Origin of the sequence: Bacteroides mediterraneensis (assembly GCF_016900355.1) — a bacterium.
Taxonomy (GTDB): Bacteria; Bacteroidota; Bacteroidia; order Bacteroidales; family Bacteroidaceae; genus Phocaeicola.
In genome coordinates, this window is sequence record NZ_JACJKA010000005.1 from 31,886 (window position 1) to 58,024 (window position 26,139).

General features: G+C 50.2%; 21 protein-coding genes. 1 reads left to right on the forward strand and 20 read right to left on the reverse strand.

What is annotated here, in order from left to right:
• Positions 1-5: 5 nt before the first annotated feature.
• From H6A28_RS04690 to H6A28_RS04725, 8 genes are all read right to left on the reverse strand, one after another.
• A complete protein-coding gene (locus H6A28_RS04690; RefSeq protein ID WP_204479094.1) occupies positions 6-1,181 on the reverse strand; it encodes an aminotransferase class I/II-fold pyridoxal phosphate-dependent enzyme in 1,176 nt (391 codons plus the stop codon).
• An 18-nt stretch (positions 1,182-1,199) separates the two neighbouring features.
• Entirely contained in the window at positions 1,200-2,489 is a 1,290-nt protein-coding gene (gene bioA / locus H6A28_RS04695; RefSeq protein ID WP_204479095.1) for an adenosylmethionine--8-amino-7-oxononanoate transaminase, read from the reverse strand.
• Positions 2,479-3,441: a biotin synthase BioB gene (bioB, locus tag H6A28_RS04700; protein ID WP_204475888.1), complete on the reverse strand. Its 963-nt coding sequence runs from the start codon at positions 3,439-3,441 to the stop codon at positions 2,479-2,481. Before bioB ends, bioA begins: the two co-directional genes overlap by 11 nt.
• 59 nt (positions 3,442-3,500) lie before the next feature.
• Positions 3,501-3,884 (reverse strand): hypothetical protein, encoded by a 384-nt coding sequence (locus H6A28_RS04705; RefSeq protein ID WP_204475889.1) that lies wholly within the window; start codon positions 3,882-3,884, stop codon positions 3,501-3,503.
• 210 nt (positions 3,885-4,094) lie between these two features.
• Positions 4,095-5,987, reverse strand: a complete 1,893-nt coding sequence (locus tag H6A28_RS04710; protein ID WP_204479097.1) for a S9 family peptidase — start codon at positions 5,985-5,987, stop codon at positions 4,095-4,097.
• A gap of 145 nt (positions 5,988-6,132) precedes the next feature.
• On the reverse strand, positions 6,133-7,323 hold the full coding sequence (locus tag H6A28_RS04715; protein WP_204479099.1) for a TlpA family protein disulfide reductase: 1,191 nt from the start codon (positions 7,321-7,323) through the stop codon (positions 6,133-6,135).
• A 119-nt stretch (positions 7,324-7,442) separates the two neighbouring features.
• Positions 7,443-8,711, reverse strand: coding sequence for a M56 family metallopeptidase (locus H6A28_RS04720; protein WP_204475891.1), 1,269 nt, complete (start codon positions 8,709-8,711; stop codon positions 7,443-7,445).
• Between the two features lie 40 nt (positions 8,712-8,751).
• Entirely contained in the window at positions 8,752-9,117 is a 366-nt protein-coding gene (locus tag H6A28_RS04725; RefSeq protein WP_204475892.1) for a BlaI/MecI/CopY family transcriptional regulator, read from the reverse strand.
• 495 nt (positions 9,118-9,612) lie between these two features.
• On the opposite strand from H6A28_RS04725, the gene tpx reads away from it, so the two are divergent.
• The gene (tpx, locus tag H6A28_RS04730; RefSeq protein WP_204479100.1) at positions 9,613-10,218 is read left to right on the forward strand and encodes a thiol peroxidase; all 606 of its coding nucleotides are present in this window, start codon (positions 9,613-9,615) and stop codon (positions 10,216-10,218) included.
• A 24-nt stretch (positions 10,219-10,242) separates the two neighbouring features.
• Here the strand turns inward: tpx and H6A28_RS04735 are convergent, their stop codons facing one another.
• From H6A28_RS04735 to H6A28_RS04790, 12 genes are all read right to left on the reverse strand, one after another.
• Positions 10,243-11,457 carry an acyloxyacyl hydrolase gene (locus H6A28_RS04735; RefSeq protein WP_430622430.1) on the reverse strand — a complete coding sequence of 405 codons (1,215 nt, stop codon included), beginning with the start codon at positions 11,455-11,457 and terminating at the stop codon, positions 10,243-10,245.
• Positions 11,450-12,415, reverse strand: coding sequence for a hypothetical protein (locus tag H6A28_RS04740; protein ID WP_204479103.1), 966 nt, complete (start codon positions 12,413-12,415; stop codon positions 11,450-11,452). Before H6A28_RS04740 ends, H6A28_RS04735 begins: the two co-directional genes overlap by 8 nt.
• A gap of 186 nt (positions 12,416-12,601) precedes the next feature.
• The gene (locus H6A28_RS04745; RefSeq protein WP_204479104.1) at positions 12,602-13,570 is read right to left on the reverse strand and encodes a sterol desaturase family protein; all 969 of its coding nucleotides are present in this window, start codon (positions 13,568-13,570) and stop codon (positions 12,602-12,604) included.
• 23 nt (positions 13,571-13,593) lie between these two features.
• A complete protein-coding gene (locus H6A28_RS04750; protein ID WP_204479106.1) occupies positions 13,594-16,107 on the reverse strand; it encodes a TonB-dependent receptor family protein in 2,514 nt (837 codons plus the stop codon).
• A gap of 13 nt (positions 16,108-16,120) precedes the next feature.
• The gene (locus H6A28_RS04755) at positions 16,121-17,266 is read right to left on the reverse strand and encodes an imelysin family protein (RefSeq protein ID WP_204479108.1); all 1,146 of its coding nucleotides are present in this window, start codon (positions 17,264-17,266) and stop codon (positions 16,121-16,123) included.
• 17 nt (positions 17,267-17,283) lie between these two features.
• A complete protein-coding gene (locus tag H6A28_RS04760; protein WP_204479110.1) occupies positions 17,284-18,411 on the reverse strand; it encodes a DUF4856 domain-containing protein in 1,128 nt (375 codons plus the stop codon).
• A gap of 17 nt (positions 18,412-18,428) precedes the next feature.
• Positions 18,429-19,067: a hypothetical protein gene (locus H6A28_RS04765; RefSeq protein ID WP_204479112.1), complete on the reverse strand. Its 639-nt coding sequence runs from the start codon at positions 19,065-19,067 to the stop codon at positions 18,429-18,431.
• Positions 19,068-19,082: 15 nt separating this feature from the next.
• Positions 19,083-20,177: a DUF4302 domain-containing protein gene (locus tag H6A28_RS04770; protein ID WP_204475901.1), complete on the reverse strand. Its 1,095-nt coding sequence runs from the start codon at positions 20,175-20,177 to the stop codon at positions 19,083-19,085.
• Between the two features lie 14 nt (positions 20,178-20,191).
• Complete coding sequence (locus tag H6A28_RS04775) at positions 20,192-21,112, reverse strand: putative zinc-binding metallopeptidase (RefSeq protein ID WP_204475902.1); 921 nt, start codon at positions 21,110-21,112, stop codon at positions 20,192-20,194.
• Between the two features lie 12 nt (positions 21,113-21,124).
• A complete protein-coding gene (locus H6A28_RS04780; RefSeq protein ID WP_204479114.1) occupies positions 21,125-22,528 on the reverse strand; it encodes a RagB/SusD family nutrient uptake outer membrane protein in 1,404 nt (467 codons plus the stop codon).
• A gap of 104 nt (positions 22,529-22,632) precedes the next feature.
• Positions 22,633-25,218, reverse strand: coding sequence for a SusC/RagA family TonB-linked outer membrane protein (locus tag H6A28_RS04785; RefSeq protein ID WP_204479117.1), 2,586 nt, complete (start codon positions 25,216-25,218; stop codon positions 22,633-22,635).
• On the reverse strand, positions 25,205-26,023 hold the full coding sequence (locus H6A28_RS04790) for a TonB-dependent receptor plug domain-containing protein (RefSeq protein ID WP_204479119.1): 819 nt from the start codon (positions 26,021-26,023) through the stop codon (positions 25,205-25,207). The genes H6A28_RS04785 and H6A28_RS04790 overlap by 14 nt, the downstream gene beginning before the upstream one ends.
• Between the last annotated feature and the right edge of the window lie 116 nt (positions 26,024-26,139).

The window sequence follows — 26,139 nt, forward strand, 5'->3', positions numbered from 1 at the left end:
CCGATTCATTCCTTCAATTCGTGACACAAACGCGCCACTTCGTCCTCTTCAATCAGCGCAGTCAGCGAGAAACGCAACCGTGCCGTCCCTTCGGGCACCGTAGGCGGACGTACGGGCAACACATAGAAGCCGTGTTCCTGCATCTGCATAGCCTTCCAGATAGCCTTCTCGTTGGCCCCTACCACCAAAGGGATGATGTGGCTTTCCGACGGACAATCAGCCCCACTTTCATGGACAGCCGCCCGCAAACGTGCTGAAATCCGTGCCAGGTGCTCCCGCCGTGCCTGCATCTCCTCCAACCGCGACAAGACGAAGCGCGTCCAGGCCACGTTGATGGGAGGCAAGGCCGTGGTGAAAATCAATGTCCGCATCCGGTTCACCAGATAATCCCGAATCACCTTCCGGCACACCACATACGCCCCGACAGAAGCCATCGCCTTACCGAAGGTGCCGCACAGGAAATCAATGTCCTTCAGGCAGCCTTGTTCCTCGGCCACCCCCAGTCCGTGCGCCCCCCGCACCGCAATGCCGTGCGCCTCATCCACATACAGCATCACGTGGTCATACCGGCGCTTCAGTGCCACCAGTCGATCGAGCGAAGCCACGTCACCGTCCATGCTGAACACACTTTCCGTCACGATGATAATCCGGTGATACGCCCCGTGATACTTGGCCAGCAAATTCTCCAGCTGTGCATAGTCCTGGTGGCGGTAGCGGATGCACTTGGCCGCCGACAGGCGGATGCCATCAATCAAGCTCGCATGCACCAGCTTGTCGGCCAGAATCAGGGTATTCGCATCGGTCACCGCCGGCAGAATCCCCGTGTTCATGTGATACCCGCTGCTGAACACCAGCGCACTCTCCGCCCCGAACAGCGAAGCCAACAGCGTTTCCAGTTCCCGATAAGCCGGGAAGTTGCCCGTCAGCAACCGTGAGGACGAAGAAGAAAAGTACAAGTCCCTCTCCTTCACCGTCCGCAGAAACTCCTCGCGCAACGCCTTGTCCGAAGCCAGTCCTAAGTAATCGTTCGACGATAGATTCAGCATCCGCCGTCCACCGGCTTCAATCCATCTCCCGTCACAGCAGGTTTCCGGCAACACGCGCAGGTTGCCGCACGCCTCCAGCTTGTCCAGCTCCAGCTGGAAATCCCTGTCCGGTCCGGGTTGTATTTCATTTTCCATGATGTTCCTCCTTTGTTTTTATTCCGGCATTTCGCCCACAATTTTACACAAACCGCTCGTCAGCTTGGTCAGCTGTTCCGGACGGATGATGAAAGGCGGCATAATGTAAGCCAGCCGTCCGAACGGACGTACCCAGATACCTTCTTCCACAAACCGCCGCTGCATCCAGCCCATGTCGACCGGCTTCTTGGTTTCAATCACCCCGATGGCCCCCAGCACCCGGACATCGGCCACCTGCGGCAACGAAGCCGCCGGCGCCAGTTCCTCTTTCAACTGTGCCTCGATACGATGTACCTTCTCCTGCCAGCCCGACGACAACAACAGCCGGACGGAAGCCAGTGCCACGGCACACGCCAGCGGATTACCCATGAACGTAGGCCCGTGCATGAAGGCACGCGGTTCCTTGGAAGAAATGCAGTCGGCCACCTTCGCCGAAGCCAGCACCGCCGAGAAGGTCATGTACCCTCCGGTCAGTGCCTTACCGATGCACATGATGTCCGGTTCCACCTGCGCATGTTCCCACGCAAAGAGCTTGCCCGTACGCCCGAAGCCCGTGGCAATTTCGTCAAAAATCAGAAGCATGCCGTGTTCCCGGCAGAGGCGTGCCGCCTCCCGTAAATACTGCGGATGGTAGAAACGCATTCCGCCGGCTCCCTGTACGATCGGCTCTAAAATCAGGGCCGCCAGCTCGTCGTGGTGCTGCATGATGACTTCCCGCAACGGCTCGATGTCTTTTTCGTCCCATTCCGCACCGAAACGGCACTGCGGAGCAGGCACGAAATAGCGCACCGGAAGGGCCGAACCGAACAGACTGTGCATGCCCGTCACCGGATCGCACACTGACATGGCGTTCCACGTGTCGCCGTGGTATCCAGAGCGGATAGTCACGAAATTGTTCTTCTCCGAATAACCGGCCGCAAACTGATACTGCACCGCCATCTTCAAGGCCACCTCCACGGCCACCGACCCACTGTCGGCATAAAAAATATACTCCATGCTGGGAGGCACGATTTTCAGCAATTCCTTTCCCAGTTCGATGGCCGGTTCATGGGTCAGTCCCCCGAACATCACGTGCGACATCCGGTGGACCTGTTCCTCCACCGCCCGGTTCAATACCGGATGATTGTATCCATGCACGGCACACCACCACGACGACATGCCGTCAATCAGTTCCGTGCCGTCGGCCAAGGTCAACGTACAGCCCTCTGCCCGTTCCACCTTGTAAGTAGGCAACGGATTTGAGGTCGAAGTGTACGGGTGCCACAGGTGGTCCCGGTCAAATTCGTCAAACAGTTTCTCACAATTCATATCCTGCTCCTTTTATACGTTCTTTGTCTTTTGATACTTTGGAACCGAGAGTAGTCAGCAAATCGCCCACAATGGCCGAATTGATGCCCACATACAGGGCACGGTCTACCGTCTCCTCACTCAACTGCGAACGTCCTCCAGCAAAACGGAGGAAAGCCGTCGGGTTCACCATGCGGAACATGGCCACCGTGCGCAACACCTCTTCCGCCGTCAGCGGTTTCGCGTGTTCCAGCGGCGTTCCCTTGATGGGCTGCAACAAGTTCAGCGGGATGGACTGCACCTCCAGTTCCCGCAAGGTCAGCGCCAGTTCCACCCGCTGAGCAGGTGTTTCTCCCATGCCGATAATGCCTCCGCTGCACACGTCCATGCCTGCCCGGCGAGCCGCCTGCAACGTATCTATCTTCTGGGATTGGGTATGCGTGGAACACAGGTTCGGGAAGAACGACGGTGCCGTTTCCAGATTGCAATGATAACGGCTCACCCCCGCACGGTGCAGGGCCACGAGCTGTTCCTCCGTGGCCAGTCCCAAGGATGCACATAACTTGATGCCGCTGTGTGCCCGCAGATATTCAACGTGCTGGCACAACTTTTCTATTTCTCCCGCCGAAGGCCGGCGTCCGCTGGTCACCAGCGAGAAGCGCGATACTCCTTGGCTTTCGTTCATCTGTGCCTGACGCAAACATTCTTCTTCGCTCACCAGTCCGTACTCCTCCACGCCCGTGTGATGATGTACCGACTGGGCACACCACTTGCAGTTTTCCGGGCAACGTCCCGACTTGGCGTTGATGATGGAACACATGTCAAACTTCCGCGAAGCATATGCCTCGGTGATGCGATGGGCCGTTTCACACAATGCGTCAAAAGGCGCTTCTTCCAACAGCCACAAAGCTTCTTCGGCGGTCAGCACCTGTCCTTCTTTTATTTTCTCTTCTAATTTCTGTAATCTTTCCATACGTATTGTATTAAATAAAAAAGAAGGGATGTATCCGCTTCGGTTAAGTCTGTCAGACTTTACCTGAAACGGGTACACCCCTTTCGGTTATTTATTATCTTATTTATTCTGTTTACAAGCGTCGCAGACACTTCTTCCTTTTGCGGCACCACCAGACACCACAATCCTTTCTGGTCTATCTCGAATAGATTTCCTCCAAGTCCCGGTCCTCCGCTTCCAAAGAGTACATCCTCCTCTGAGAGGATATTCCATGATGCAACCTCAGTCTTCTTCCCTTTGCACACCGCCGTTTTCTGCTTGCCCAATGAAGCATCTGCAATTCCCCGCCCCACCTGTCCGATGGTAACATGGCGATGCAGGCTCACGAACGCAGCATATTCCTTCCGGCTCCAGCGACGGAACCGAAGCATGACTTTGCGCGAATAGGAAGCGATACGATGCATCTGTTTTTTCTCTTTGTTTAAATGTACGGCTGCAAATGTATAGAAAAATCTACAGAAAATGCAAGGATTTTTCCTTTCTTGCGCAATATTCCACTATGTCTTCCGGTTAGCTTGGGTTTCCTGTATATGGTTCCAAGTTTCAAAAAACGGGAAAATCGGCATGGCATCCGGATGGCTATAATCGGCAAGTTGTCTGTAAGCCTGAAGTGTTTATTTCAGATGCTTGTCAAGGAATTTCTCCATGGCACGGTAGAAGTCGAACTTGTTCTCTTCATTATAGAATCCGTGTCCTTCATTTTCTTTTACCATGTATTCCACTTCCACACCTCGTTTTTTCAAGGCTTCTACCATCTGGTCAGATTCGGCTTTGTTGACGCGCGGGTCGTTTGCACCCTGGGCGATGAACAACGGAGCCTTGATCTGGTCTACATGGAATACAGGCGAGTATTTTTCCATCATTTCTTTGTCGGTTGCGGGGTCGCCCACCATTTCGTGCATCATGTCGAGCAACGGTTTCCAGTAGGGAGGAATCGTATTCATGAACGAGAGCAGGTTGGACACTCCTACGTAATCGACGGCGCAGGCATACAGGTCGGGAGTAAAAGTCACTCCTGCCAGGGTAGCGTAACCTCCATAGCTTGCTCCATAGATGGCCACCCGCTTCGGGTCGGCTATACCTTCCTTGATCAGCCATTCTACTCCGTCGGTAATGTCATTCTGCATGGCCTGTCCCCATTGTTTGTAGCCCAGCTCGGTAAACTTGCGTCCATATCCGGTTGAGGCGCGGAAATTCATCTGCAGTACGGCATAGCCACGGCTGGCAAGGAACTGTACTTCCGGATTGTATCCCCAGGTGTCGCGGGCCCACGGTCCTCCATGCGGATTGACTACAACCGGTAGGTTCTTTGCATTTTCCATGGTATAACCTTTCGGCAGAGTCAGGTAACCTTCTATGGTCAGTCCGTCACGGCTGGTATAGGTAATCGGGTTCATAGCGCACATTTCCTCTTCTTTGATCCAGGGCGCTATGTCGGCCACCTTGGTGAGCTTGTTTTCCTTCACATTATAGAGGTAGTAAGATCCGTATGTACGGTCATTGCCGGCATGGATCAGGCGGATATTCTCGTCTCGGCTCTGGCTGGTGATACTGACGTTATAGCCCGGAAGCTGGGCTTCCAGTTTCTTACGTATCCCTTCTTCTTCTTTGTCGAAATAGTGGCGGATCATGTCCTTGTGCCCTTCACAGGCTACTACTGTCAGCCGGTTCTTCTTTTCGGAGTAGCCGAAATCCGAGATGTCGTACTTGTCGTTCATGTACAGGACCTCCTTCTCTTCGCAGGTTTTCGGATCCATCAAAACCAGTGCGGTCTTGTCGCGTCCGATGTTGGTCAGTGCGTAGACCATCTTGTTGTCGGGCGTAAAGACGGCAAAACCGACGGTTTCCTTAAAGTTGGTGGTCAATACCGGTTGGAACGGCTGGTCTTCCGTTTCACGGTATAGTATCTGCTTATTGACGCCGTCTACTATAGCATGGGCTACACGCAGCTTGCCGTCGTGATCGGTCATCCATCCCTGTATATTGCCCGGGTTCTCGGCCAGCAGAGTCAGTTCTCCTGTGTTCAGGTTCAAGCGATACGGGTCGAATACCTGAGGGTTACGCTTGTTCATGCCGATGATGACCAGTGAATCGATTTTTTCCAGCGGGTCGATAATATGGGTTCTGACTTTCGGAAAATTGGTGTACGATTTCAGGTCAGAACCGTCGATGTTCACGCCATAGAGCTGGTAATTCTCGTCGCCTCCCGTATCCTTGACGAAAAGGATGCGATTATTGCCGGCCCACATGCTTGCGGCGATGTCACGTTCCGTTTCAGAGGTGATACGGATGGTCGTATCCAATCCGATTTTCTGTACAAAAAGGTTCATGCGGTTCTCATAGGGAGCCATGAATGAGAAGTAGGTCCCGTCGGGCGATACCTGATAGTTTATCTTTTCCGGGTTCTTGAAAAAGTTTTCCAGCGGAATCTGTGTCTGTGCGCTGGCGGTAAAGCAAATTCCAGCCATGAACAGACCGGCTGCCAGCATGTTTCTTAAATTTTTCATTGTGTCTTATTTTTGTTTATATATAAATATACGGCTGCAAATGTATAGAAAAATCTACAGAAAATACAAGGTACTGGAAGAATACATTTTTTCGGTCTACAAGTTTGCCATTACCTACTTTCCTATAGTCTGGAAAAAATAACGACTATTTCACAAATTCTGCCATTTTCTCTTTCAAGATATGCTTACGATACCCCATCCAGCTATGTATCACCTTGCGTTCCGGTGAAATCAGCACATAATGAGGCACTCCCTTTACACCATAAACCGCTGCAAGTCTGTCATTCACCTCACGAAGTTCATTCCATTGATGGCCGGTCAGTTTCTTTTCTGCCACAAACTTCTTCCACCTGTTCTTCGCAGCCCCACAAATGCTAACCAGTTCCAGCTTGCCTTTATACATACGACTCACTTCTTCCATTTCCGGCAGTGCCTCCATGCAAGGCTGGCAACCGAGGTTCCAGAAATCAAGCAGAATGTATTTACCCTCAAATTCAGAGAGATGATGCTTATTCCCCTCCGTATCATACAGTGTGCCGTCTACCATGTGGTCGCCTTCTTTTACTGGTTCCACCATCTTGATATAAGTTGCTATTTCACGTCCTACCAGCGACTTGCGGTCAGCCTCAGACAAACGTGCATACAACGGATAAACCAATTCTTTATGGGAATATTGAGAGTCGGGGTTCCAATTGAGGAAAGACAACTGATCACAATACTTTTCCAGCCAGACTTTTGTGACCGGAGCCGTTTTCATGTATTCCAATTCCCGTAACCGAACTTTGTCTTGCAGAGGATATATATGATTCCGACGGATAGAATCAATCTTGTTTCGGATGGAAATATCATTTATGCTCTTGTCAAACATTTCATAGACTATCATCTCTTGCTTAAAGGCTTCCACCATTTCCGGCATTCCCAGCTTGGTAAATTCAGCCTCCGCCTGCTGCTCCGGTACCTCACTTTCTACCGTCCAGAACGGACAGAGCATGCCTTCACCCTGGATCCGGATTTTTGCCCCAGAAACTACCCATAGAGAAAGCGGCCACACTGAAAATGTCTTCTTATAGATTACTAATAGCAACAGCTGCCAAGATTCCTTTGAAGTAATGGTATCCCTTAACACAAACCTGCCATCTGTAACCGTATCAGATAGCATAGCGGCCGCATACTTTCTGTTTTCAAACTGAAAGAGGGAAACAATTGAACTGTCGGGCAGGTTCTTCACAAATCCTTCTATCAGGAATTCACCTTCCGGAACCTTCTGCCCAGAATGGCACCCCCCTATCACCATCCCCAATAACATGGAAAAGAATAATATTGTAGTGATTTTCATGGTATTATATTTTTATAAAAATGAGTCCGCTTTCAAATGCGGTTTCTTCCTTTCAACTTCTCTCAGAAGCATATAAAACATGCGTAGAAACCGATTTGAAAGCGGACTCAAAAAACTGATTACTGAAGTCTGAACGTAACAGGCACGGTGTATTTCACTCTCACGACCTCTCCCTTCTGCATGCCCGGTTTCCACTTAGGCATGGTCTTCAGCACGCGCAAAGCTTCTGCATCCAAATCCGGATCCACCGCACGAACCACATTGAACTCGGTAGGAGTTCCGTCTTTTTCCACTACAAACTGCACGATTACCCGTCCCTGCACATTGTTCTTCTTGGCACTTTCCGGATATTTCAGGTTGTCTTGAAGGAATTTGAACAACTCCTTCATCCCTCCTGGATATTCAGGCATCTGTTCCGCTACCATAAACACTTCGTCCTTTGCCACACTGTCAGTAGGAGCCGCTACTGAATCCGGTGCGACGGTTTCTTCTTTGGCATCCTGTTTTTCGGATGCTCCCTGCGAGCAGGAGGTGTTTCCGGCAACGAGTAGAGCAAAGGCCGGAAGCATGAACAGTGCATATTTAATACGCCCTGTTCCGTTTGATTTTTTCTTGTTCATCATAATGATACGTTTTTTAAGATGAGAGAAATTGAAATTATTGGATAATCCATACTTGTGGCTATAAGCCAACCCAAGCAGGTGATATTGATAACTCTTGGTGGCGAATCCCGCTTCCACGACTCTCTTGTCGGCCAGGAACTCCAGATTGAGCCGGACTTCCCGTTTCAGCAGCCAGGCAAAAGGATTCATCCAGCAGCAGATGCTGACCATCTCGGCAAGCAGCACATCGCCGGAATGTCGCTGCTTTACGTGTGCCATCTCGTGCGTCAGGATTTCGTCCAGCTCGTCTTCCTTCACCGTCGCCGGATTCAGGAAAATCCACCCGAAGAAAGAGAAGGGTCCGGACGAGCCATTCAGGCATTTCACACGGATGCCATTTATCGTCTTCTCCGGCGTACGCAAGATCAGGTGCCACAAACTGCACGCTTGCACGAGGAACCGGACAGACAGCACCAGCATACCGGCAAGATACAGGTATTCCATCCAATCGGACAACACCCACACGCCGTTTCCCGCTTCCGCCGTTTCACTTCCCACCACTATTTCCGGCAACACCACCGAATAGTCAAAATGCGTGAGCATGATCAGGCTGTCACGACTTTCCAGCCATTCCCGCACGTCGACCAGCGGCAATACGAAAGGCAGCACCAGCGCCAGCAGCAGAATGAATCTTCTGGAACGGAAAAATGTGTCCCGCGTACATACCAGCTTGTACAAGGCGTAAAACAGGACCAGCCCGAGATTGACTTGAAGAAGATATAGCATAGTAAAAAACAATTTAAAAGGTAAGTAAATCTAAAATATTCTATTTGTCTTCCCGCTTCTCAATCAGGTCGATAATCTCGTTCAGCTCGTCCTTGGAGATTTTCTGCTCCTTGGCGAAGAACGACACCATCTCCTTGTAAGAGTTGGCGAAATAGTTGCGCACAAGGTTGCCCACCGAATTGCGGGTATATTCCTCCTGCGCTACCAGCGGCGTATAGCGGTAAGTGTTCCCAAACTTTTCGGCCTTCAGGTAGCCTTTCCGCTTCAGGTTGTTCACAATCGAGGCCACCGTGGTGTAAGGCGGCTTCGGCTCGTCATAACATGCCACGATTTCTTTCACGAAACACGGTCCCAAATGCCAGATGAAACGCATGGTCTCTTCTTCCTGATAAGTTAGCTTTTCCATATCGAATTAGGTTTTCTACGAACTTTTCGCAAATCTACGAAGTTGTCGTAATAGTCATTCAAACAAACAGTTAATTAATTTAAAAGGAAAGATTATTTTTTCTTATCTCACCCATACACACCCAAAATCGCAGCGCAGATTCAGATTATACACAGACAATCATATCAAACACCCCGATTTGTTTCCGGCAATGCGCCCACATTTTGAGCAAAGTGCCTTATCGTTTTTTACGTTTCTCTGTCCAGAAACGTACGTCTTTCCTGGCGGAAACGTAGGTTTCCCTGCCACGAAACGTACGTTTCCAGTAAGGAAAACGTAAAAAAGGCCTTGACAGGTGGTTGTTTGTTCAAAGAGATTTTCCTCAAAATCAAGTGATTATCATCTCCTCAGCATCCGATATACGATGTGCCTAAAAACTTGGAAAGATTTCCCATTCCATTTGGAGAATCGAAAAATCTCCGTATCTTTAGAGCCCTAGCCCTTAATTATTTTGATATGAAAAAAATCAGTAGAATCTTAGGAATGACGGCGGCGTGCCTGCTCTGTCTGTCACTGAATGTGACAGCCAACCCATCCGCCAGCCACCTGTCACAGAAAAATGGAGAAACCGTTATCTGCCGGGGAGTAGAAGCACACACTTCCGGACCGATGGTCAAAGTGGGAAAAACAGCCCCCGACTTTCGGGCGGTCAATGCGAAAATGGAAGAGGTCAGTTTGTCGGACTACAAAGGGAAGAAAGTGATTCTGAATATTTTCCCCAGCTTGGACACGCCGACATGTGCGCTGTCTGTCCGACAGTTTAATGCCAAGGCAGCAGGACTGGAAAATACCGTAGTTTTATGCCTTTCCATGGATCTGCCTTTCGCGCAATCACGTTTCTGTTCTACCGAAGGACTCGACAACGTAGTGCCGCTGTCGGTGTTCCGCAGCCGGGATTTTGTCACGAACTACGGTCTGCAATTAGCTGATGGTCCGCTGGAAGGACTGATGGCACGGGCGGTCATCGTGGTGGATGAAAATGGGAAGGTATGCTACACGCAGCTGGTGAAGAACATCTCCAATGAGCCTGATTATAAAGCCGCACTGAAAGCCGTGCAATAATCTGCCCCAAAGTGAAGGGATACGCTATTCCCTTCCTTTGGCATTGAAACGGAACCCCACTCCCAGCATCAGGTTGTTGGGGTCCTTGAAATCATGCAGCTGGTAGCCCACATGCAGGAAGAGGTTCTTGGTGATATCCGTCTTCAAGGCCAATACCTGATAAAAGGCGTCGGTGTCGGCTCCCTGACAGATGAGGTTTCGTCCGACTCCCAGATTGATGGAGAAAATGGGCATCACAATTTCAGCACGCAACGAAAGTCCGACGGCAAACTGTTCCCGGAACGGAGGGCGATAAAACTTGATGGTCTCCGCATCGGGAGGTGTCGCACTGTTGGCGATATGATGGGAAATATTCGCACTCTCATCATACTGGGCATCCAACGATATTCCGGCACGGAAATAGCGGCTGAAATTATACATCGGCGTAAAATTCAATCCTAGAATACCAAAGGAGCCGGGCACCAGAATGGGAGTGCCGTCTTCCAGAAACACGCCTTTCTTCCGGGTGGAACCATACACAATCAAATCATAACTGAGATAGGGTTTGAAAGCCGGACGCCGGAAGGTGCAGGCAGATGCCGCTTTTTCACTCCCTCCAAAATAACGGGTAATGCCGATAGTGGCTCCTACCGTATTCACACCCGCATTGGGATAGCCCGTATTCCCGTTTGAAAAATGGGAAGCGACAACCCCGGCCCGCAGACTGGTCTGTGCATCCAGCTGCCAGTTCAACAGAAATCCCAGATGCAGATAAGCGTTCACCTTGGAACCGACCACCCGGTTGTAGGGATTCGATTCTGCATCAAACTTTTTCCACCCGAAAGAGGCTCCAAAGTTCCATTCATAATCAAAAGACAAACGGGGAGTGATACTCGCAATACGGGAAGTCTGGAACACATAAACAGACCAGGGATTTCCCAGCTCGGCCGAATTGAAAAACGAGTGGTACCCCACTCCGATACCTTGCACGGCATGAGGATACATCCGGCCGAAATATGAATCGGGGGCAAACTTGAATCCGTATTTCAGGTTGACCGACAGGTTTTTCCGGATGGGCGCAAAAACCGCATTGTTTCCGGCAAAAAACTCATGGGTGGGGAACACATAGGCCGGCTTCAGGTCAAAGCCTACCGCATGCACCATCTTATGGGAAAGGCTGTCACGGCCGCCTGCATACAACAACAGGGCGCAAGTGCACAAGACTGCACCTACGTACATCCTGACTATGAATCTATTCATCTTCATTGGTAATGTCAAAAGGTACTATCAAATAATCGAATGGAGTTGAACTGGAAAGCGTCCCGGAAAATATCATTCTCTTTCCGGTAAACGAATTGGAGAGATAAACCTTATAAGGTATATTATACATCTTCATTCCAGTAAAGACTTCCAAGCGTACTTTCCTGCCGGGTTCCAGTTTCTTTTCCACCCCCAGGTTTTTGTCCAGCCCCGCATCCAGCCTTTGCTCCTGAACACAGAAAGGCACCTTCGTGCCATATAATCCCGGCACGCCATTCACCACATCCGGAATCTCAACCTGAGAAAGAGAATCTTCCAACAATTGCTGTACATCCTCTCTCCCTATATTTCCGCTGCTACCCAACATGGAAAATTCTACTGTACGGGCTGAATTGCGGTAGGGATAAAAACACACTGTCACGGGCTGGGTACTGTTCAGGGTATTCACTACCATTTCGTCTACCGGCTCCAACATATTGTCATAAAAAGAGAACTGACTCCAGTCGTATGCTACACTGTCTACCTGATATTTCCTGGTCGGTGCAAAAGAAATTTGAATCATCTTTTCTTCGTAACGGTTGCCTACCCTGATTGCGGCCTCAAACGGCCTGTCATAAAGATTTTCTCCGGCAATCAGATGCAATTCGCGACTAGTCCTTTTTTCCACCTGAAAATCCAGAAAGGTATTTCGGCAATGCACAATACCGGTTTCGCCTTCTTCAAACGGAAGCGATTTTCCGTTCTTCCCTTCCAGGTCGGTGGCAAACACGGACATATCCGACCGCAAATAATTTATATCTATAATGCTCCAATTGTCGGTATCAAAACGAACCGTAACCTCGTTTTCTGTCTCCGAAAGGGAAACAGTCGGACAATCCGTCAAAAATTCATCAATAAAGACCTCGCTGTTGCATCCAGCCAACACCGACATCAAACTTAGGATACTGCATTGCAGCATACAAAACGTGCTTTTCATCATACCTGTAATTTCATTCAAACGTGAATCTTTTGCCGACAAACAGACTGACAGCTTTGGTCGCGTAAAATTAGAGTTTTTTTCAATATGACAAATAGATTCTCATAAAAAAGCCCGCCATTGAACTATTTTTAGCAATGACGGGCTCTTACCAATCTTCCTCTTTACTTACATACGATGTTTCCGGCAACCTGAGTTTCGGAAAATGCTGACACATCCCTTGAAAGGAGAAAGCAAATTTCCGGCTATGGTATTCGAAGCATGAAGTCCCCGCCCCGGCAGACCGAAGTGCAGGTCTTTTTCCGGACAATCGACGAAACGTACCCACGTGTGGCACCAATAATCCCAAATAGCCAGGCGGGAACCGAAGTTGCTGTGGCAGAACCGGGCTTCGTCACTGTGATGAATCTGGTGCTGATAAGGACTCATCAACACTACTTCCAGCCACCGCGGATATTTCAAAGGCACAGAAGAATGGCGGAGATTGGCCCCAGCCATGAAGAACAGAAAGCTGAACGAGTTGACGCCCCAAATCGTGGCGCGGGCCACCAAGTGATTGTTGAAGTAGAAGAAAAGGCCGGTCACCAGCACAAAAGCCGCCATACCTTGTAAGTTCTGCAACAGGATTTCCACGGGATGCATACGATAGAGCGTAAACGGGTTCATGACCGTGGCCGAATGATGCACCTTGTGAAACTCCCACAGATAACGGTTGCGGTGCAAGTAGTAATGCGTGACAAAGACAAAAAAGTCTTTCACGAGAAACAAAACCACGGGATAGCAAAAAGCCACCCACAGACTGGAAGAAGCGTCCGGACGAGGTCCCAGCCAATTGGTCAGTTGTATGGACAAGGCGTAGGCCAGCATGGAACCGACCGACAAATAGGGCACGATGCATACCGCCTTGAAACACAAACCGATGAAGAACAGACCATAGTCTGTACGGGCAGAACTGCTCCACCAGTTACGCTTGGCAAACAATTCCCGCCAGCTTTCCGCCAACGATTTTCTATGTACAAAATACAAAAGACAGAGCCCTATCAGTCCGGACATCAGAAGATAACCGATAAAGACTCTCCGTGCAGGGTCGAACAAATACGCCACTGGCAACCAGACTGCTTCTTTAAATAATTCCATCCAATTCATTTTTCTGCGTTGATTTAGAAATGTAATTCCAGGGTCAGCATCATGTTGAACGGAGCCGAGGGAATGATGCCTGGCCCCGGATAGCCTGTAGCCCTGCGGGTCATATAAATCTCGTTTCCGATGTTCTGCAAAGAGAGTACCAGCCCCGCATAACGGGTGGCTTGGTAGCTGACACTCGCATCCACCACACAGAAACCGGGAATGGCTCCATAGATACCATACACTCCGTCGTTAGGGTCCATCGGTTCATTGGAAGCGTCGGTGTACTGGAAAGAGGTACCGCTCACCTGCACGGCTGCCGAGAAGCGCCGGAAACTCAAATTGAGTCCTCCTTTCAGGTTATACAACGGCACAAACTCTATCTGCTTCCGGGACTGCCCCAGGTAACGGGAACCGGTCACAGCCACACTGGCATAGACTTCCGGCTTCAGATCCTCGTGAATCACCCGGGCAAAGGAAGACAAGTCGACTGAACAAGTACCTTCCATCCCATAACTGATACCGTTCCCCACATTGTCGCGGTAACGGTGGTAGGTGCCCTTCATCTCCGGATTCTCCCGATAGTATTCTCCGATGCGGTTACCGTAGTAGAGGAAGAAAGCACTGACATCATAACTGAGCAGACTCTTCCCGCGGGAACGGACTCCCACATCACTGGAATAGCCCGACTCATCCTTCAAGTCGGGATTGACGGCCAGTCCAGGGGATACGGTACGCATGTCATTGAACGTAATGGCCCGGTAATTCCGGGTGGCGTTGGCATAGAATTCAGCACGGGGCAACTTGCACGAAGCCGCAATTCCGGCCAAGAGGATGGTCCGGTTCTTATGCACCCGGTCTTTCAGCACATCGTTTTGCAGTTGGGGTGTCCCGTCGGTGTAGGCCACACGGTAGTGTGACAACTCACCCAAGATTCCGGTACGGATAATCTCGAAACGCAGACCCGGCACCACGGTCCACTTCTCTCCCAAACGGATGGAAGCCTCACTGAAGCAGGCCAGGTTCAGGTTGGGATAACGGTAGAAAGAATGTAGTCCGACCCTGCCGTTCATGTCCGACAAATCCGTGGTCCGCTCCACTGGCGTGAAATCGGGGCCTTTTCCCCGGCTGCCCGGAGCCTGTTCCCCCGTATTCCGTCCCTGATAGTATTTCATGCCGACCACCCACGAGGATTTCACTTCTGAAAAAGGAAGATGGAATCGTTTCAAGTAGCGGGCCTCCAGGCTCCAGTTGACAAAGATGCCGCGCTGCAAATCCCGATCTACATTCTGCGGGTCGGGTGACCCCACCCGCTTGGTGTGGTATCCCACCGTAAAGCGACGAGCATACAAACCGACCGCATGGAAATTCACCTCATCCCCACTCTCCTCAAAGGTTTTCCGGTACTTGAACGACAGAATGTTCCAGTCCACCATGAACCAGTTGCGTTCCCGGTTGCTTTGGTAGGGATTCTCTGCAAACATCTTGTCGGTCAGTCCGCCGGGCTGGTGTTCCAGATAATGGTATTTCAGCACATCCAGCTTGTAAAGTTCATAGGTACTGGGCCGGTAGAAAAACTGACCTAACACGCTGTATCCTTTGAAGTCGGCATTGGGACGACACCCGTTTCCCTTCTTGACCGTCCCCGACAGGTAGTAGGCGAATTTGCCCAACGTACCCGACAGTCGGGTATAGGAACTCAAAAAACCGTAACTGCCATACGACACGTGCTGCCTTACCTCCACTTTCTTGTCGGCCGGAGGCTCCGAAAGTTTGAAGTTCACCATCCCCCCAAACTGTGAACCGTACTGCAAGGCCGAAGCCCCGCGAAACACCTGCACCTCCTTGATGTCATTGGCATTGGGGGTGTAATAACTTTCCGGATAGCCCAAAGGGTCGGCACTGATGTCGTAGCCGTTCTGCCGCATATTGAAATTGGAAGAACGGTTGGGGTTCAGTCCCCGGGTACCGATGTTCAGTTGCAGCCCGCCCTCACTTCCTTCCTGAATCGTGATGCCGGGCACGTTCCGGAACAACTGACGGGTATTGTTGGCTGCCTTGTTGAACAGCATATTTTCCGTCAAAGTCACGTTACTTTTCTTGCCGGCGAAAATCATGGCTTCCTCCACATCGCGCATAAAGCGCTGTCCCTGTTCCTTGCGGGAAGCACTGCCCTTCACCTGTACCTCACCTAACATATACTCCTGGGGGCGGAACGACAGGTCGCACCGCACGGAATCACGCTCCGTCAGCTGCACGTTGACGTAGGTCACCTTGTCGGGCTGTCCGCAGCGACGGAACATCAGGGACAGGAAGGTGTAATCAGGACGTTTCACGGTAAGCGCATACCCAGTTCCTTTGTCATTGGTCTGCACCTGTACCGACTGATTACCCGCCAGACCGAAAATCTCCAGGCAAACGGGTCCCTTCACCTGCTTTTCTTCCCATTGAATATCGCCGTAAAGATGCAGCAGTGACTGAGAAAATCCCGGCACTGCCCACCCGATGCTTCCACCGCATAAAATGATACACAATAAAATCTTTTTCATCGGTCCTCCGTTTTTAATCGCCCTCTTCGCCGTCGCTGTACGTCACCGTAAGCCCCAACGCCGACACCACTTCCGTTTTCAAGATTCCAACCACTTTCTGCAGTTCCGCATACACCCGCTTCAGCTTCTCCGTTCCTTCCGGAGTTGCAGCCAGCCGGGCCAGGTCGGTCGTCTCCTTATCCAGTTCGGCATGCAGCGCCGTGAACACCTGTTCCATTTTTTGCAGAATCTCCGTTCTCTTGGCAGGAGGAAGGTATTCTCCCAACATCGTGGCAAAAGAAAGCGCCCCATTCTTGACCGAGGACTCCCCATACGGATAACCGTCATAGAAGCGTTGGAAAGCCTGAACAGACCGAACCAACAAGCGGGTGGAAAGTCCCTCTCCATGGTAATAAGCCTCCACCGTCATCGGCTCCGGCTGATGGACTGAAACGCCATAAATGCCCACCGGAATGCCGACCTTGGCTGTCCGGATATGGGCCTCAAAGTTACTCATCAGCAGGTTGAGCACCACGTTCAGACTACCGCCCACGGAGAAATCATCGTTACGCACAAAATTGTCGCCACCTTTCTCATAAGAGGCATACACCGCCTCAGCCTGCTTCACTAACAACCGGGTCAATACCGGAAAGAAAGACAGATACTCTCGTCCCGTTTCTCCCGTTAAATCCACCCGGCCGGAATACAGCAAATAATCGAGTGCCGCATAGCCCAAGGCATTGGGAGACAACACCCCACGGTCCAACCGCTCCGACAAAGCCTCTGCCGAATACCGATTCCGCACAGCATCTTCCAACTGGGCCTTATTGACCGGAAAACGGGCCGATACCGGGTACAGACCATAAAGCTCTCCCACGAAATAAGGCTGGTCGAAAATAATCAGGTCTTGCAAGGACAGGAAAGCGGTCTCATACTGCTGCTTCAGCTCTACTAATTTTTCAGGATATTTCTCCAGTTCTCCAGCGATTTCATCCAAACGCCGCACCTGAGCCAAATAGCCAGCATAGGCAGGTAATATCTGTTGCCGATACCAGAAATCCAGGTATTGCGGATCAATCTTGGAGTTTCCATTGTATCCTTTGATGGGGGTGTACACACACGAGGTAAAACCCACCATGCTACCCAGCAAAAGCAGGCCTATCCACACATAGTTCTTCATGTTTGGTCAATGCTTTTTTAGTGAAAATACTGATGTACTTTTTCAATAGCCGCGCTGATGGAACCTTCCTGTACCCCGGTGAGTCGGTCTTTCTCCCACACGCCTGTCTCGCCTTGCGTCAGTCCGTTGTAAAGGGCGACCGCCTGCTCCCACGTGATCCGGGATTTCCCAGCCTCATCCTTCACAAACGGAAGGGCCAGGATAAACCCAAGCGCCTCTCCCATGGAATGGAAATAGCCTTCGCTCGGCACCGAAACTGTCCGTTCCAGGAAGGTCTGGCTTTCCCGCAAATAATAGACCGTACGCAAGGAAAACAATTGGGCCATCTGCCCGCGAAGGAAAGCCACCTGCTTCCGCACTTCCTCCAGATTGTGGTCCCCAATGGCCTTCCGTCCCTTGTAAAAAGCCTGATAGACCGAGGTATTGATGCCGCTCAGTCCCTGCATGCCCACCGCCTCTTTTTCAATATAGTTAGCCAAGAACAAAGGAGCCAGCCGATTCGGGTCTACGTCCAACGTACCCAAATAGCCATAAGCAATGTCCCAGCAATGCGCCATCTCCGTATAGTTCTTACCGGCCACCAGCGATGCATTGTCCGCCTTCAGGGCCTTTTCCAGGAAATAATCGACCTTGTCGAGCGTCAAAGCCCCCATCAGGGCTTTCTGGATGACCTGCCCTAATTCCACCCCTTTTTCGTCCAGCATCCGAGATTCTTCATTCGACACCGCCACCGTACCCGACACGCCTAGCTGTGCTTTCCGGCTGACTGCCTCACTATTCACCAGTGCATACAGCTGGTCTGCCAGTCCGGAAATACGGTCGGCTACCGGCTTTCTGAGTGCTTCATTCGTCGGAGACAAGGCACTCGCAATGACCTTCCGGTAGTTCTCCAGCTGTTTGGAAAAATTGCTCTGCGTCTTGCTGTTGATGGCATTGTTGAAATGGCGGAAAGCCAGAATCATGTCTCTCGATTCTCCAATGTCCACCGTAGAAATTCCGTTTTGAGTAAACTTATATTCCATCAGGAGCTCCTCTTTCTTCTCTTCGGTTGAATCGGTCATTCTTTCCAATTCTTTTTTCGCACAACCGGAGAGCAGACAAGCTGCACTTCCCAAATACATCATCCATAAAGTGATTTTTTTCATTTGATAAATTATTTAAGTTAAGGTAAATACATAGCTTTTGAATAAATCAGGTAGTCCACCCCATAATCGGTGATATGGAAAGATTCCGCGTTCCGGCTATACTCATACTGCATTCCGTAGAACGTATCATCGGCATCTCCATTGACATAGAATTCCGAAGAGACATCCACCCGGCCATACGGACTGAGGAACACGGCAAAATAGAAGAGGTCGCCACTTCTCTTTTCAATCGTGTATTTCCGGTCCACTTGCTTGCCGGAAAAAGACAATACTCCGTTACGTACCTTGGAAGCAATGCAGTTCTTCCCGTCGTACAAGGTGTCGACCACCAACCGGTTATCGGTGTCCAAGTACTGAATCACCATGGCCGTCAGATTGGTCGGGTCCTGCCGGTTGTGAATGTCTGCCCGCGCATAGAAATTCAACTCTATCGAATAAGTATTGTGATCCTCTCTCTGAAACTCGTCCGACGGAGTAATCCCCCAGTCGCCCGGATGCTTCGGGAAACAGTTGAAAGGTACTCCCAACTCCAGCGGCAACTTGTCGGCTTCCTTCAAGGAAATAAACTTGCTGTAATCTTCGGGTGGCATCTCCACCGTTTCTTCCTGACAACCAACCAGCAGCACGGCCATTCCTACCCATACATAATATTTCATACATTTCTTCATTTATCAATTCAATTTTATTCGGGCGGTATAAGGTCCTGCCACTCCTTCCCACTCGCGGTTTCCTTTTTCTACAAACTCCTGAAATACGACCTCCTCGTTGAACTTCAGTCCGGGCAAGAAAAAAACGCCCTCTTCAGTAGCCATATATCCCGACCCCAACGCCGTGTAATACGTGCTGCCATCGTAGCCTTCCACCGTCTTTTCCGGCTGCTCGTTCTTGTAGAACAGCTCATACTGCAAACGGTCGTAACGGGCCACCCGTTCTCCATTCTCCCGCGTATGTCCATAATGATAAGTCATACGGTCGTCCATCAGCGTATACCCAAAATCCATGGTACTCTGATACACCACCTCTCCGGTGGCCGTCAACAACACCTGTAAAACACAGGGACGTTGAGATTTCTGGCTGCCTGCGACAAAAGAGCGTTTCCGAAACCGTTCTTTCCGGTCAATCCGCCGTTGCATCCGTTCCTTCCATTCCTCCATCGAGAAATCGAGAGGAGTCAGTTCAATCCATTCGGAACCTTCCCCCAGATAGTTTGCTGTACGCAACACGATTTTGTCTTTCTCCACACGTACCGGAGAAAATCGGTTTTCCACATTGACTTCAAATCCTTTTAGCTGATCGAGCATAGTAGGCGTCGTCAAAATCAGGTTCAATCCCTCCGCCACCTTTATCTCATAGTTTGCCTCCATCACCTCCAGATTGAATTCCGGAGCATAATAGGTTTTTCGCTCCATTTCCGTTTGGTCAGCGTCCGACTGCCGGTAAGCGATATCCGTCAGCATCTTCAAAGTACCGTCGGGTTGGAACTTCACAAACAGATTGTAGCCACCCACGCCCAGACGGCGGGATAAGATTTCAGGATACAACGAGTTGTAATTTGTCTTTATATTTTCGGTGATATTCGTATTCAAATAATTGTCCACTTGCGGGAAATAACGCACCAGCCATCCGTTTTCGGCTTGACACAAGCGTTCCCGGAAATCCTTTGCCGCCGGCAAGTCCTCAATATTACTCACCGATACAGGTTCCTGCTTGCTGCACCCCATACCTAATCCGCAAACCATCACTATGCAAAACATCAATTTTTTCATCACACTGTTTTTTATCACGAGGCCGGAGCATCGTGTGGTTGTTGATTATAATGCTTGAGAGAAGCTGAAATGACCCGGGTCAGCTGCGCTTCCCTGCGAATCTTAAAGTTCTCCCACAAAAACTCATCGACAAAAGCCATTTTACGCTGCAATATCGCCTTGGCTCCTTCACCTCCCAGCTCTTGTGCCGTATTCAGGCATTCGTTGATTTCACTGACAGACAAGCTCACGAGCATGCTCAATGTCTCGGCAAAATCGCAAAGGGAAGATTCCATCGCCCCATTGCTGAAGAAACCTTTCTTCCAACTGTAAGGTGTACCCTGAAACTGATACTCCCCTTTGGGTATGTCCGCACTTTTCGACCACTCATAATAAAGAGAAGACGGATTGAGCGCTGCAAACTTGTCGAGTAAGGAAGGTCGTCCTTGTACCAGCCGTTTGGCAAAAGCAAAAGTCGCCATCCGCACATACGGGAACAACTTTTCTGCCGTTTCCGCCGAAAAACGATTGGCCCCAAACACCGGAAGAACAGCTTCCCCCAAAGAGGTATTAATTTCACCTATCTGCAAGGAATTCAAATTGACCTCTCCCAGCAGAAGGATTTGCCGGGGGGCATATTCCTTCACGAAAGGCGTACCACCGGCCTGTTCAAAAGGTACTATCCACAAAGCCTTCAAGGCCTCCAGCAACGGACGAATTTTCTCCCGATTGGGCGGCAGGTTGTCAGGCCAGTCTGTTTCTCTATAAGGCGTCCGGATGTACCCTACCTCTATATTATAGGGACGAGTAAATTCCTCCGACAGCCATTGGTCCAGTTCGGTTTGTGGTCCAGGTTCCGAAGCAAAAGGATACTGTACGGCCCCCTCTTCCTTCCGGCATCCCCCTCCCAAGCAAACGATTCCTACCAAAAGCAATAAATAAATCTGTTTTCGCATATCATTATAAGTTTACGGATTAATAAGAGTTACCCCCTCGGGCAAAGAGAGCGTTTTGCGGGAATCCTCCGGCTGTAACACATAGCGTGCCTTCTTAGCCTCTCCCACCCGGTTACGGTCTACACTGATATTGAAGCGACGCAAATCGAACCAGCGGAGTCCTTCGTGAATGAACTGCTGCCGGGCCACCTCACTAACATAGTACAGAATACCCGTCTGTTCCTGCGTAAGCGGACGATAGAAAGGCTGTATCCGTTCCCGGTCGGACGGTTTCACATTCTCGATTTCAGTACCCGACAACTCACTCCCGATGCCATCCGCAATATGCTTCTGGTTGATGAACGTAATCAGGTCGTCTTTGGCCAAATCAGCGCGGCCCGTCATGGCGTAAGCTTCAATACGGTGCAGAAAAACTTCTTCGGTGGTCAGCAAGACATTCTTTGTGTACTGTCCGCGACGTTCGTTCAGCAATCCGTCGGCCGACTGGAAATGGGTAAACTTCGGCCAGTAGGCACGGGTCCGGTCGAGTCTGCGCACCGCCTTGAAATAACCTTCTATCTGCCGGATACTTTTGGACGAGAAACGCTGGAAAACCTCCTCATACGATACGCTTCCCAGTCCGTAGCGGTCGGTCTTGTAGTTCTCTTCCCAAAGACTCTCCACCGTAGTAATCAGCAGATTGCTGGGATTATCTTCCGAAGCATACCCCTCCACCATCTCCTCCACCGATTTTTCCTTATACTCCTGATAAGGCAAGATGGATTTCTTGACATCGTTTCCCAGCACATACGTGGCATAGTCGATGACTTTCTGCCACTGCCCCGTGTAAGCAAAAAAGCGGACGGCCAATGCATAAGCCGCTTTTTTATGGAAATGAAATTTTTTCTTCTCATAATACTCGTCCCGCACCCAAGCCAGACCGTAAGAAAGGTCTCTTTCAATCTTCCGGTAAGTGTCCTGCAAGTTCTCTTTCGGATAAGACACCCACGCATTCTTCTCGGATTTCTCCACATAAGGGATGCCGGGCAGGCCTTTGTTGGTTTCCTCGTCGGCAAAAGGCGGCGCCCAGATATTGGCCACCATGAAATGCAGGTAAGCACGAACCAAAAACGCCTCGGCATAAAGGGCCTGCAACTGCGGGTCTTCCTTGTCCGGATAAGCGGCCAGCAATTCCAGCACCTGATTGGCCTGGGCGATTCCCCGGTAACAATCCAGCCAATACAGCTTGGGAGAATCCAACTCTTCCTCGTGGTAATCGTTCCAATAAAACATGGCCTCGTTCAACCGTGAAGCCGGCAGTTGCACGCTCCGGTCGTCTACATTGTCCGTCCGCAACTCCAGGAAACGGAAATAACTGGCTTCCGGATAAGCAGCCGTCAGCAGTTGGGCAATCTTCTCTTTGGAGTCGACTTCCAATCGGGATACTGTTCCAGAAAATCATTGCAGGCAGATAGTACGAGGCAAACCGCTCCCAAAAGGGAGGAAACATATCTATTTATCTTTCTCATATTTTCTATTCATTAAAAACTTAACTGTACCGACATACTGTACGTCCTGGGAGTGGGAGAAGAAACCCCTCCGGAATTGATGAACTCCGGATCTCTTCCCTGCAGTTTCTTATCCGCATAAATCAAAAAAGGATTGGTCACCTGGGCGTACAGACTGAGGCCTTTCATCTTCATTTTCTCACAAACCGCGCGAGGGAAAGTATATCCCAGTGAAAGACTCTTCAAGCGCACAAAACTTCCGTCGGCCACATTCACCTGCGAATAGTTGTAGGTATTGTAAGCCCGCTCCACATTCTCTTTTCCCATCAAGCTGTAAATGTCATATCCCGGAATGACCGGAATGTGCTTGGTCTGTTCATCCCCCTTTACCAGCCAACGGTCGCGATACCGGGTGGTGAACACATTCAGGTCGTTGTATTCCGGGTCAAATGTCGGACTGGTTCGCACTTTATTGCCTATCCGGGAAGTCAGGAACACGGAGAGGCTCCAGCCTTTGTAGCGGAAAGTGTTTTCCAAACTGGTGGTGATAAACGGATCGGAAGGGCCCTCATACAACAGATAAGACCGGTTATAAGTCGTATCATAAAAATTGGCCCCCGCAATCTGCGAATAGCCGTTGGACGACAATGGCAGATTGCCAAAATAAAACTGGGGTAATCCTCTATCCGTCAGTCCCCGGAGGTCGAAAGAATACAATCCTCCCCGAGGAAACCTTTCGATGTTCCCTCGCCCGTTGCCTGCCACCATGTCGAAAGTGGTAGGTCGATTCAGCAGACGGGTTATCTCCTGGTGATAGAACGAAAATCCCCAGACCGTATTCCAGCTGAAATCTTTCTGCCGGATGTTCTGCGTATTCAACAGAAAATCAAGGCCCACGGTCTTCATATCCCCAAAGTTCATCCATTTCTTGTACTCCCCCCCGATACCGGAAGTCTGTACCCAGTCAATCAAATCGAATGAACGGCGCGAATACACATCCAGCGAACAGCTGATCCGGTCGTTCCAAAAAGACAGGTCGGTCCCCACATTGAACTCATACATTTTTTCCCAAGTGAGGTCACGGTTTTCCAAGTGCTGGATGTAAATGGCATATTCCCGGTCGGAGATATCCTTGCGGAAGGTCAGACGACTGTCGTACACCGGCAAGGAATTGATGGCTTCACTATTCATCTTGGCCACCAACCCATAACTCATGCGCAGGGAAAACTGGTTCCAGAAACGACGGAAAGGCGCAAAGAACGACTCGGCATCCACATTCCATTTCACCCCCACATTCCAAGTGGGCAACCATCTGACCCGACAACCAATTCCGGCCGCATTGGAACCCTCGTAATTTCCTACCAGATTCAAAATGTACCGATCCCGGTAGTCATAGGTGAAAGAGCCGGAAAAAACGACGTCACGCTCATGGTGGTCGCGCAAGGAAAAATAGTCCTCCCCTTCATTCAGTGTCTTTTCAAACACCAGCGGTGAAGTCATGACACTGTTGGCCCGGTTAAACCCAATACCGTATCCCTTGAAAGTATCGGACGACAAGTCTTTCATCTTCACCTCGGCAAAAGAGAACCACTTGATCCGGTGTCCGCCCCATTCGTGAGCATAATCCAATGAGGCACGTCCCAGATAACTATTCATCGTCTGTGACGATTTCTGGTAAACCCCATCCATGGGCAGAATCACCTGCGGCTCCCCCTTCTCTGGACGGTAAAGGTAAATGTTGTGCTGTCTTTCCCACAATCCCCGGTCGGCCCGGTACGCCCACAACACATTGGAGTTTTCTCCCAAAAAATGCGCCATCCCCGTCACCGCCATACGGGTATTCAACAAAAGCGACAGACGCAGTTTCTTGACAGGCTCCCATTCCCCGCTCAGCGAGAAACGGAAATCAGACACGCGGATACGCATGTAATTTTCTTGATACTCTTGAAGAATATTAAATGGTGCCCAATCGTTCCGGTAATATTCATAATTTCCTGCCTCATCGTAAGGACGCAACGTACGGGACGTATTCAACGCATAATTGAACGGGTTGATGTCAAAATCACGCTTATAAGCTCCTGCCTCCAGATTCCGGATACGTGGAAACGTTCCCGGGGCACGCTGTTCCCGGAAGTTGGCCTGCAGATTGGCAGATACTTTCAGACGGGGAGACAGAAAGAAACTCGAATTCAAGAAACCCGTAAAGCGTTTCACCTTCTCCGCTACCGTTTCACCCGGATCATTGTAAAAACTCACGGAGGCATAAGTGGCCGATTTCTCTCCCCCATAACTCAAGGACAAAGAATGATTTCGTGTCAGCGACTGGGTATAGATGTGCTTGAACCAATCGGTATTATGCGTGGATGCCTTGTGTAAAAACGCCCTTCTGGCTTCCAACGTATTGGGTAAACCGAATCCGTCTTGCTGAAAGGAATCGATAAGCTGATACATTTGAGAATATACCCCTCCCCTTCGCCCATAAAGGGCGCGGTTCATCGTAAAATAGCCTTTATTCTCCATCTCGTGATAAACCTGCATCGTTTCGGCACTGTTCATCATGTCAAACTGCGTATACGACGGTCTGAGCCGCAAAGAGGTCGTCAGATTATATGTCAACATTGAGTCCTTTTCCGCGTTTGCCAGCCTTGGACTCCACGACGATGACTCCGTTCATCCCTCCGGCTCCGTATAAGGAAGTGGCCGAAGCATCTTTCAACACCTCCACGCTTTCAATGTCTGCCGGATTCAGTCCGGCCAGTGTAGAACTGACCAACGTAATGGCATCCCCGGAAGCCAGCTGTTCCTCGTTCAAAGCGACCATATCCTCTACTACTGCTCCATCCACCACCCATAAAGGCTGCACATTTCCATGAATGGAACTGCCTCCTCGAATGTTGACCTTCGGAGCCGCCCCGAAAGTGCTGGAAACCGCAGAGACATTTAACCCCGGCGCTTTTCCTTCCAACAGGCGACTGAAATCGGCTTGGGGGGTTGAAAGGAAGTCCTGGGTAGAAACTTTGGTGACAGCCCCTACAAACAGTCGGGAATTCACCTTACTATATCCCGTCACGACCACCTCCGCCAAGGCCTGCACATCGGATTCCAACACGATGTGCAATTTCTTTTCCGACTTGACAACAAACTCATAGGGTTTCATCCCAATATAACTGACCGTCCATTTTTCACCCACAGAAGTACGGGTTTCAAACTGACCGTTCAAATCTGTGACGACACCGCTTTTCTTCCGTACATTCTGTACAGCGGCCCCGATTAACGGCTCTCCACCGCCATCGGTCACGACTCCCCTCACCACAATCTGTGGCATCGCCTCTCGGGTGCCATGAGAAGAGCTTGCATATAAAGCGCTTATATGCAACAGGAAAGATAGAGCCAAGAAGAGCCCTACGTTGTGATTTTTATCCATAAAATAGTTCGGTTAAGGTTTTTTACACAAGTAAAAATTTTCTTTGCAAAAATACGACAAGCCTATTCCATGGGAAATCGCCAAAAATGGTTATTTTACGTATCCACAAACGATAG